The sequence below is a fragment of the Azoarcus indigens genome (genome assembly GCF_004361735.1).
In the GTDB taxonomy this organism is placed as follows: Bacteria; Pseudomonadota; Gammaproteobacteria; order Burkholderiales; family Rhodocyclaceae; genus Azoarcus; species Azoarcus indigens.
This window is the reverse complement of record NZ_SNVV01000038.1, coordinates 21,194-30,254: the sequence shown is the minus strand read 5'-3', so window position 1 is coordinate 30,254 and position 9,061 is coordinate 21,194. Positions and strand designations below refer to the sequence as shown.

Annotated in this window: 10 protein-coding genes and 1 pseudogene; 4 read left to right on the top strand and 7 right to left on the bottom strand. The window is 67.6% G+C overall.

Translation table 11 applies throughout. The features are described from left to right. The 3 genes and pseudogenes from C7389_RS23910 to C7389_RS23900 form a co-directional block, all read left to right on the top strand. A pseudogene (locus C7389_RS23910) lies at positions 1-170 on the top strand (ABC transporter ATP-binding protein); the annotation flags it as partial. Between the two features lie 388 nt (positions 171-558). After that, a complete protein-coding gene (locus C7389_RS23905) occupies positions 559-837 on the top strand; it encodes an HU family DNA-binding protein (RefSeq protein ID WP_133595179.1) in 279 nt (92 codons plus the stop codon). A gap of 437 nt (positions 838-1,274) precedes the next feature. Then, positions 1,275-2,564: a DEAD/DEAH box helicase gene (locus tag C7389_RS23900; protein ID WP_133595178.1), complete on the top strand. Its 1,290-nt coding sequence runs from the start codon at positions 1,275-1,277 to the stop codon at positions 2,562-2,564. Positions 2,565-2,683: 119 nt separating this feature from the next. Here the strand turns inward: C7389_RS23900 and nusB are convergent, their stop codons facing one another. From nusB to cutA, 6 genes are all read right to left on the bottom strand, one after another. Beyond that, positions 2,684-3,133, bottom strand: a complete 450-nt coding sequence (gene nusB, locus C7389_RS23895; protein WP_133595177.1) for a transcription antitermination factor NusB — start codon at positions 3,131-3,133, stop codon at positions 2,684-2,686. Further along, the gene (ribH, locus tag C7389_RS23890) at positions 3,133-3,600 is read right to left on the bottom strand and encodes a 6,7-dimethyl-8-ribityllumazine synthase (RefSeq protein WP_133595176.1); all 468 of its coding nucleotides are present in this window, start codon (positions 3,598-3,600) and stop codon (positions 3,133-3,135) included. Before ribH ends, nusB begins: the two co-directional genes overlap by 1 nt. 40 nt (positions 3,601-3,640) lie before the next feature. Further along, positions 3,641-4,729 (bottom strand): bifunctional 3,4-dihydroxy-2-butanone-4-phosphate synthase/GTP cyclohydrolase II, encoded by a 1,089-nt coding sequence (gene ribBA, locus C7389_RS23885; RefSeq protein WP_133595175.1) that lies wholly within the window; start codon positions 4,727-4,729, stop codon positions 3,641-3,643. After that, positions 4,726-5,340 (bottom strand): riboflavin synthase, encoded by a 615-nt coding sequence (locus C7389_RS23880; protein WP_133595174.1) that lies wholly within the window; start codon positions 5,338-5,340, stop codon positions 4,726-4,728. The genes ribBA and C7389_RS23880 overlap by 4 nt, the downstream gene beginning before the upstream one ends. Before the next feature lie 82 nt (positions 5,341-5,422). Further along, complete coding sequence (gene dsbD, locus C7389_RS23875) at positions 5,423-7,240, bottom strand: protein-disulfide reductase DsbD (protein WP_133595173.1); 1,818 nt, start codon at positions 7,238-7,240, stop codon at positions 5,423-5,425. Between the two features lie 86 nt (positions 7,241-7,326). Then, the gene (gene cutA, locus C7389_RS23870) at positions 7,327-7,659 is read right to left on the bottom strand and encodes a divalent-cation tolerance protein CutA (RefSeq protein ID WP_211168585.1); all 333 of its coding nucleotides are present in this window, start codon (positions 7,657-7,659) and stop codon (positions 7,327-7,329) included. Positions 7,660-8,084: 425 nt separating this feature from the next. Here cutA and C7389_RS23865 point away from each other — a divergent pair, with 425 nt between their 5' ends. Then, positions 8,085-8,582, top strand: a complete 498-nt coding sequence (locus C7389_RS23865) for a YgjP-like metallopeptidase domain-containing protein (protein WP_133595171.1) — start codon at positions 8,085-8,087, stop codon at positions 8,580-8,582. Positions 8,583-8,726: 144 nt separating this feature from the next. Here C7389_RS23865 and C7389_RS23855 read toward each other — a convergent pair whose 3' ends face one another. Further along, positions 8,727-9,059: a zinc ribbon domain-containing protein YjdM gene (locus C7389_RS23855; RefSeq protein WP_133595169.1), complete on the bottom strand. Its 333-nt coding sequence runs from the start codon at positions 9,057-9,059 to the stop codon at positions 8,727-8,729. Positions 9,060-9,061 lie beyond the last annotated feature (2 nt).

The window sequence follows — 9,061 nt, the reverse complement described above, 5'->3', positions numbered from 1 at the left end:
TGGTGGAGCAGAACGCCCGCGCGGCCCTCCAGGTGGCCGACTACGCCTATGTGCTGGAGACCGGCCAGATCGCGATGGAGGGGCCGGCGGCGCTGTTGAAGGATGATCCCAGGGTCATCGAGGCGTATCTGGGGCTGGGCGGCAAGCATCAGGCGATGCTGGCGGCTTGAGGGCTTTCTGGTTTAGACCAAAGGCGTAACTCCTGTCACGAGCTTGACCACCCTTCCCCTTGTTTTTACTGGGCTTCATCGGTATTCATCGCCGTTTGTCTGCGACGAACGGCGAGTCCTTTGGCAAGAGCTGCCGGGGTTTCCGCAACCGCCGTGCTGCATGCTGTTTGTCTGATCTCCGGATTAGCGAGCTATTGCTGGCACATGCCGGCATGATTTCCGCCGTTTTCGTCTTTTTCGCGTGGCGGATCTCCATTTCCTAAAGTGGGGTACGTAGGTATGCCGATGCCACTACCGGATGTTACGGAACGCCCCGAAGCCCGCGACAATGCTAGAATCCGCCGCGTAGAACCCATCTTCACTTCACTCTCATCAACTGAGGAAAAGCATGAACAAAGGTGAATTCGTCGAAGCCCTGGCCGATCGTCTGGACGTTTCCCGTGCGCAAGCCGATCGTGCTCTGTCCGCCGTGCTCGACATCGTTTCCGAGCAACTCGCGAAGGGCGAGAAGGTCGCCTTCACCGGCTTTGGCTCGTTCGAGGTTTCCAAGCGCGCCGCTCGTACTGGCCGCAACCCGCAGACCGGCGCCACCATCAAGATCGCCGAGTCCAGCGTGCCGAAGTTCACCGCTGGCGCGACCCTGAAGGGCGCTGTAAACGGCAAGTAAGCCGCGCTTTTGCGCTGTTTGCCAAACGGCCCGTGCACCTGATGGTGCCGGGCCGTTGCTTTTTTAACGCACGAAAGCATCAAAAACCTTTATACTGCTGTTAGTTGTGCAATGCAGCAGCAGGGCCAGACAGTTTCGCAGCCGGGCATTCCGCCCGCCGAACGGCCCCAGGGACTGTATCCACAGCCCCATCGCCCCCGACCTCCCGCCGAACCCCATTCGTTCTCTACGACTGGCATCGTGACAACCGGTTGGTGCCGATGCGCGGTCGATCCGGCTTGATGCCGTCGTCGACCGGCCCACGCCCATCGCGCGCTTGTCGCCTTTCGCGTACTGTTTCCGCCTATCCGCGGACGGTGCGGCGCGATGCCATTGGTTCGCAGCAGCGAACCCGAACCCGGTCCGGCCACAAGCCGGGCTGTCGTACAGGAAGCACCATGACGTTCCAGAATCTCGGCCTTGCCGAAGAACTGCTCCAAGCTATTGAAAGCACTGGCTATACCACCCCCACGCCGGTGCAGCAGCAGGCCATTCCCGCCGCCATCGGTGGCGGTGACCTGCTGGTCTCCTCCCATACCGGCAGCGGCAAGACCGCTGCCTTCACGCTGCCTTCGCTGCATCGCCTGATCGGCAACCGGCCGGCGCCGGGCAGCGGCCCGCGCGTGCTGGTGCTGACGCCCACCCGCGAACTCGCCCTGCAGGTGGAGCAGGCGGTGAAGACCTACGGCCGCAACCTGCGCTGGCTGAACACCGCCTGCCTGGTAGGGGGCGCGCCCTTCTTTGCCCAGGTGAAGCAACTGTCGCGTCCGGTGGACGTGATCGTCGCCACCCCCGGCCGCCTGATCGACCACTTGCAGCGCCGCAAGCTCAAGCTCTCCGACATCGAGGTGCTGGTGCTGGACGAGGCCGACCGCATGCTGGACATGGGCTTCGTCGAGGACATCGACGCCATCGTCGCCGCCACCCCGGCCAGCCGCCAGACCCTGCTGTTCTCGGCGACGCTGGAAGGCGTGGTCGGCAAGCTGGCCGAGCGCCTGACGCGCAACCCGCAGCGCATCGAGATCGCAGGTGGCGACGAGAGCCGCGGCAACATCGAGCAGCGCCTGATGTTCGCCGACGACCTCAGCCACAAGAACCGTCTGCTGGAAGCCCTGCTGGCCAGCGATGGCCTGCAGCAGGCGGTGGTGTTCACTGCCACCAAGAGGAGCGCCGACGAGCTGTCGCTGACGCTCCAGGAAAAGGGCTTCACCGCTGCCGCGCTGCATGGCGACATGCACCAGACGGTGCGCAACCGTACCCTGCAGCGCCTGCGCCAGGGCCGCATCGGTGTGCTGGTGGCGACCGACGTTGCCGCCCGCGGTATCGACGTCGCCGGCATCAGCCACGTCATCAACTTCGATCCGCCGCGCCAGGTGGAAGACTATGTACACCGCATCGGCCGTACCGGCCGCGCCGGTCGCGACGGTGTCGCCATCACCCTGTCCGGCCCGCGTGAGACCGGGTTGATCCGGGCGATCGAGCGTTACACCGGCAACCGCCTCGAAGTGCACACCATCCCCGGCATGGAGCCGGCGCCGCGGCGTCCGTCCGCGCCGCGTCCGGCCGGCGCGGGTCGTTCGCGCTTCGGCAGCGGCCGCCCGGGTGGCGGCCAGGGCGCGCGTGGCCATGGTGGCAACCATGGCGGCGGTCGTGGCGAGCAGCGCCGCGAGCGCGGTTCGCGCGGCTGATCGCTGCGCTGAGCGAGCCTTCCCTTTGCTGGGGAGGCAGGAAAAGGAAAAACCCGCCGATGGCGGGTTTTTTTTATGGGTGATGCCCAGGCGACCATAGAGGCCGCAGGTGCAGGGCGCTAGCTCTTGGCGTCGCGCGCCGCCTGCACTTCCACCGCACGCAGCTTGGCCGCCAGCTTGTCCAGCACGCCGTTGACGAAGCGGTGTCCGTCGGTGCCGCCGTAGCCCTTGGCCAGTTCGATGGCTTCGTTGATCACCACCCGGTAGGGCGTCTCGATGCTGTGCTTGAGTTCGTGAGTGGAAAGCAGCAGCACCGCGCGCTCCACCGGCGACAGTTCTTCCACGGTACGGTGGATGAAGGGCGCGAACTCCGCCTGCAGCCCTTCCACATCGTTCAGGGTGCCACGCAGCAGGCCGACGAAGAACTCGCGGTCTACCTTGTCGAAGCCTTCGGATTCCGCTTCGATGTGGGCTTCCACCATGGAAACCGAGTTGCCGGACAGCAGCCACTGGTACACGCCCTGCAGGGCGAGTTCCCGGGCGCGGCGGCGGGCCATCTTTCCGCTCATCACAGGGCCTTCAGCAGGTTGGCCATCTCGACCGCGGCACGGGCGCAGTCGCTGCCCTTCTCCTGCATGCGGGCGAGTGCCTGGTCGTCGTCCTCGGTGGTGAGCACGCCGTTGGCGATCGGCAGGCCGGTGTCCAGGCCGACGCGGGTGATGCCGGCGCCCATCTCGTTGGAGACCAGTTCGAAGTGGTAGGTCTCGCCGCGGATCACCGCGCCGAGGGCGACCAGTGCGTCGAACTTGCCGCTGAGCGCCATCTTCTGCAGCACCAGCGGGATTTCCAGCGCGCCGGGCACGGTGGCGATGCGGATGAGCTCGGCGGACACGCCCAGCGCCAGCAGTTCGTTGGTGCAGGCGGAGAGCAGGCCCTCACACACGTCCTGGTTGAAGCGGCTCATGACGATGCCGATGCGCAGGCCCTTGCCGGACAGCTCGGGTTCGAATTCGGCGATGTTTTCGTAGCGGGGCATGGTTGTTCGCTTGAAGTTGGGGTGTTCGTGATCCGCAGGCTCAGGCTTGATCCTGGAAGCCGGTGATCTCCAGGCCGAAGCCGGCCATGCTGGGGATCTTGCGGGGGTTGGAGAGCAGGCGCATGCGGCCCACTCCCAGGGATTTGAGGATCTGGGCGCCGACGCCGAACAGGCGCGGATCCCATTTCACCGGGCGGTCGGCGGTGCCGGTGAGGCTGGCGAGCAGCTCGCGGCCGGACTGCGGGCGGTAGAGCAGCACGATGACGCCGGATTCCGCCTGCGACACGGTGCGCAGCGCATCGTTCACCGGCACGCTGTGGCTGGCCGCGTGGGGGTCGAGGAAGTCCACCACCGAGATCGGCTCGTGCACCCGCACCAGGGTTTCGCGGCCGGCGTCGATGTTGCCGTGGGTGAGGGCGAAGTGCACATCGCCGGAGGTCTTGTCCTCGAAGGCGAACATGTGGAAGCGACCGTAGGCGGTTTCCACTTCCTTCTCGGCGACCTGTTCCACCAGGTGCTCGGTGGCGGCGCGGTATTCGATCAGGTCGCGGATGGCGCCGATCTTGATGCCGTGGGCGGCGCCGAACTCGATGAGGTCGGGCAGGCGCGCCATGGTGCCGTCTTCCTTCAGGATCTCGCAGATCACCGCCGCCGGCTCCAGGCCGGCGAGCTGGGCGAGGTCGCAGCCGGCCTCGGTGTGGCCGGCGCGGATCAGCACGCCGCCCTTCTGCGCGGTGAGCGGGAAGATGTGGCCGGGGGTGACGATGTCGTCCGGCTTGGCGTGGCGCGCTACCGCCACCTGCACGGTGCGGGCGCGGTCGTGGGCGGAGATGCCGGTGGTGACGCCGGTGGCGGCTTCGATGGAGGCGGTGAAGGCGGTACCGTGCGGGGTGCGGTTGTTGCGCACCATCTGCTCCAGGCCGAGCTGGCGGCAGCGCTCCTCGGTCAGCGTCAGGCAGACCAGGCCACGGCAGTGGGTGACCATGAAGTTGATCGCTTCCGGGGTCACGAACTCGGCGGCGAGGACGACGTCGCCCTCGTTCTCGCGGTCTTCCTCGTCCACCAGGATGACCATCTTGCCGGCACGGATGTCGGCGATGATTTCGGTGATGGGGGCCAGCGCGCTCATCGGGCTTCCTTCGCTTCTTCCTCTCGCCAGGCGAGCATGCGTTCGACGTAGCGGGCGATCAGGTCGATCTCCAGGTTCACCTTGCTGCCGGCCTTCAGATGCTTGAGGTTGGTGACCGTCACCGTGTGCGGGATCAGGTTGATGGAGAAGTCCGCGCCCTCCACCCGGTTCACCGTCAGGCTCACGCCGTTCACCGTGACCGAACCCTTGCGCGCGATGTAGCCGGCGATGCTGCCCGGCGCGCGGATCACCAGCTCGTGGCTCTCGCCCACCGGCTCGAATTTCCTTACTTCGCCGACGCCGTCCACATGGCCGGTGACGAGGTGGCCGCCGAGGCGGTCGGCCAGGGTCAAGGCCTTCTCCAGGTTCACCTCGCCGCCCTGCTGGTCCAGGCCGACGGTGCAGTTGAGGGTTTCGCGGGAGACGTCGAAATTGACGCGCTGGCCATCGCGGGCGATGACGGTGAGGCAGACGCCGCTATTGGCGATGCTGTCGCCGATCTGCACGTCGGCGAGGTCCAGCGTGCCGGTGTCCACGGTGAGCCGCAGACCATCGGCCAGCGGTTCGATGCGTTCGATACGGCCGCAGGCGGCCACGATGCCGGAGAACATGAAGGGACTGATGGAAAAGGGGAAAGGCGGCAATTGTAGGCGAAAACCGCCGCCTCAGGCCGGCTTGCCGACCGCCGCCGCCTCAGCGCAGGGCGCGGTCCAGGATCTCGGCGAAGGGCTGGGCGCGCATGAAGCCGACCACGCGCAGGCCCTGGCGCTCCTGGCCGGCGGCGTCGAAGAAGATGGTGCCGGGCGGGCCGAACAGGCCGAAGCGCTTGAGCAGCGCCTTGTGCTCCCCGGTGTTGGCGGTCACGTCCGCCTTCAGCAGCAGCATGCGGCTCATGCGTTCGGCCACCTGCGGATCGGTGAAGGTGTAGCGCTCCATCTCCTTGCAGGAGACGCACCAGTCCGCGTAGAAATCCAGCATCACCGGGCGGTCTGCGCCCGCCAGCCGGGCGTCCAGCTCGGCGATGGAGGACACCGCCTCGAAGCGCAGCGGGGTGGCGGCTGGCGTGGAAGCTTCGGCGCGCAGCACCGCCAGCGGCTGCAGCGGATCGCGCGAGCCGGCCAGGGCGCCGACCAGCATGGCCGCGCCGGCCAGCGTCAGCACCACGCCGGCCGCCTTCCAGAAACGCTGCCAGCCCCTGGCCTGCGGCGGCAGCGGGTCCAGCGCGTGCAGGAAGATGCCGGAGAACAGCAGCAGTGCCGCCCAGCCCAGCATGCCCGCCAGCGGCGGCAGCACCGGCATCAGCAGCCACAGGGCGACGCCCAGCAGGATCACGCCGAAGGCCTTTTTCACTCCTTCCATCCACGGTCCCGCCTTGGGCAGCACCGAGCGCGCGGCCAGGCCCACCGCCAGCAGCGGCGCACCCATGCCCAGCGCCATCGTGAACAGCGCCATGCCGCCCAGCGCGGCGTCGCCGGTCTGGGCGATGTAGAGCAGGGCGCCGGCCAGCGGCGCCGCCACGCAGGGGCCGACGATGAGCGCCGACAGCGCGCCCATGGCGGCGACGCTGCCGAGGTGGCCGCCCTTGCCCTGGCTGCCGGCCGCCAGCCGGCTTTGCAGTGCGGTGGGCAGCTGCAGCTCGTAGAAGCCGAACATGGACAGCGCCAGCAACACGAACAGCAGGGCGAAGGCGGATAGCACCCAGACGTTCTGCAGCGCCGCCACCAGCAGCGTGCCGCTGAGCCCGGCGGCGACGCCGGCGATGGCGTAGGTCACCGCCATGCCGAGCACGTAGGCCAGCGACAGCGCGAAGGCGCGGGCGTGGGATACCGCGTGGCCCTGGCCGACGATGATGCCGGACAGGATGGGGATCATCGGGAAGGTGCAGGGCGTGAAGGCGAGCAGCAGGCCGAAGCCGAAGAAGCTCGCCAGCACCAGCGGCAGGCTGGCGTCGCCCAGCAGCGCGGCGATGCGGCCGCTCTCGTCGGCGCTGGTGTCGGTGGCAGCCTTGTCCGCTGCGGCCGTGTCGTTGCCGCCGGCTTTCAGTGCCCGGTCCAGCAGGCCGCCACCGGGGGCGGCGCTGGCGGTAAGGTCGATCTCGGCGCTCTGCTCGGTCGGCGGGTAGCACACGCCACCATCCCAGCAGCCTTGGCTGAAGGCGATGAGACGGAAGGTCTTGACCTCGGCCGGTGCGCTCACCGGCAGCAGGATGCGCAACTCGCCGCGGTGGGTTTCCACCTCGCCGAAGAACTCATCGTGCTTCAGCTTGCCCTTGGGCCGCTGCGGCTCGCCCAGCACCACGGTTTCCGGCTCGGTCTCGAAGCGGAACTTGTCGGCGTAGAGGTAGTAGTCCTTGGCGACGCGGAACACCACCTCCACGCTGTCCGGCCCCAGCGCATGGGCGCTCATGGCGAAGGCCTGCTCGGGTTGCATCGGCTCGGCGGCGCGGGCGGGGAGGAGGGCGAACAACAGGCTGGCCAGAACGGCGAGCAGGAGCGGCAGGCGGTGCGTCACGAGGTGCTTCCGGGTTGCGGTGGGGTTGGGGGCTGAGGTGGCTGGAGAGCTTGAAAGTGACCGGTCAGGAAGGCGCCGGGCGGGGCTCAGTTGGGTGCGATCGGCGTGGTTTCGGTATCCACCCACTGCAGATACTCAGGCAGGCCGCGCTCGACAGGGACCGCGATCACCTCCGGAAGTTCGTAGGGATGGCGGGCGCGGATAGCCGTCTCCAGCGCCGGGTAACGCTCCACGGTGGTCTTGATCAGCAGCGGAATTTCGCTACCGGTCTGTATGGTGTCCTGCCAGCGGTACACCGAGGTGCACGGCGCCAGGATGTTCACGCAGGCGGCCAGGCGTTCCTCCACCAGGCTGGCGGCCAGCTTGGCGGCATGTTCGGTATCGGGCAGGTTGGTGAGGACCAGCAGGACGTCGGACATGGGTATCTCCCAGGCGGGCGAAGCCGCCATTGTTGCAGAGGGTGGGCCGGGGTGCAGCGGCTTTGGTCAACAAAGCAGGGATGGCGACGGCCCGATCGTGGCGCGGAGGGAGAGCGTCTCCCTTTCCCCTCGCGGGAGAAGGCGGGGAGAGGGGCGCCCCAAAGGGGCGACTGCCTTTGAAGCCGGCGGGCGCTCGCCTTCTCCGCTTGCCCCCGCTCCGCGTCCCGGTCTTGTGGCCTGCCGGCCCCCGGGCGCTTCGGCTTTTTCCGTATTCGTCCCGCAGGGGGAGAGAGGACGCAAACCATGTGCCTGAGCGAGCGGCAGCGGTTCCGGGGTGTCCCGGTCGTGGCCCTCCCTGCCGCCGCCGCGCTGGGCTAGAGTTGCGTTCCGCCGGTTCCGCTCCAGACGTTTTTTCCCCGTATCCGATGAATGATCTGCCCTACCTCGCTGGCTATCCCGCCGAACTGCTGGACCGGGTTCGCGGGCTGATTGCGCGGGGCGAGCTGGCGCAGTGGATCGCTGCGCGCTACCCGGAGCGGCACACGGTGCAGACCGACCGCGCGCTCTACGACTATGTGAACGCGCTGCGCCAGCGCTATCTGCGCAACACCTCGCCGCTGTCCAAGGTGTGCTACGACGCGGCGATGCATCCGGTGCGCGGGACGCTGGGCAGCAATGCCTTCGTCAGCCGGGTGCAGGGCGCCAGGCTGAAGCGGCGCAACGAGATCCGCATCGCCACCCTGTTCCGCGAGGCGCCGCCGGAGGGGCTGCGCATGGTGGTGGTGCATGAGCTGGCGCACCTGAAGGAGAAGGACCACGACAAGGCCTTCTACCAGCTGTGCTGCCACATGGAGCCGGCCTACCACCAGTTGGAGTTCGACATGCGGGTGTGGCTGACGGCGCGGGAGTTGTCGGTGGCTTGACGCTGTCGGGTGGCAGGCCGGCGGGCGATGCCGTTCGCCTTCGGCGCAGCCGAAGGGCGCTGCGCAGGAACAGCTTCGGCAAGCCCGCCCTGGTGGAGCCCGGGGACTTCGCCTGGAACGGCCGCCGGCAACCGGCCGAGGCGCTCAGGCCTTGCGCAGGTAGCAGGCCTTGAGCATGAAGTTGCCGCCGTCCATCTTGCAGTCGACCTCATGGTCGCCGTCCACCAGGCGGATGCTCTTCACCTTGGTACCCATCTTCAGGGTGATGGAGGAACCCTTCACCTTCAGGTCCTTGATCAGCACCACTGCGTCGCCGTCGGCCAGCGGATTGCCGTTGGCGTCGCGCACCACGGTGCTTTCCTCTTCGGCCGCGGCGGTCGGTGACCATTCATGGCCGCAGTCGGCGCAGATGTAGTTGTCGCCGTCAGGGTAGGTGTTTTCGAGCGAGCACAGGGGGCAGGGCGGAATGGCGGTCATGG

Coding starts and splice junctions, on each gene's coding strand:
- C7389_RS23905 (WP_133595179.1), top strand. CDS start 559: ATGAACAAAGGTGAATTCGTCGAAGCCCTGGCCGATCGTCTGGACGTT.
- C7389_RS23900 (WP_133595178.1), top strand. CDS start 1,275: ATGACGTTCCAGAATCTCGGCCTTGCCGAAGAACTGCTCCAAGCTATT.
- nusB (WP_133595177.1), bottom strand. CDS start 3,133: ATGAGCGGAAAGATGGCCCGCCGCCGCGCCCGGGAACTCGCCCTGCAG.
- ribH (WP_133595176.1), bottom strand. CDS start 3,600: ATGCCCCGCTACGAAAACATCGCCGAATTCGAACCCGAGCTGTCCGGC.
- ribBA (WP_133595175.1), bottom strand. CDS start 4,729: ATGAGCGCGCTGGCCCCCATCACCGAAATCATCGCCGACATCCGTGCC.
- C7389_RS23880 (WP_133595174.1), bottom strand. CDS start 5,340: ATGTTCTCCGGCATCGTGGCCGCCTGCGGCCGTATCGAACGCATCGAA.
- cutA (WP_211168585.1), bottom strand. CDS start 7,659: ATGTCCGACGTCCTGCTGGTCCTCACCAACCTGCCCGATACCGAACAT.
- C7389_RS23865 (WP_133595171.1), top strand. CDS start 8,085: ATGAATGATCTGCCCTACCTCGCTGGCTATCCCGCCGAACTGCTGGAC.
- C7389_RS23855 (WP_133595169.1), bottom strand. CDS start 9,059: ATGACCGCCATTCCGCCCTGCCCCCTGTGCTCGCTCGAAAACACCTAC.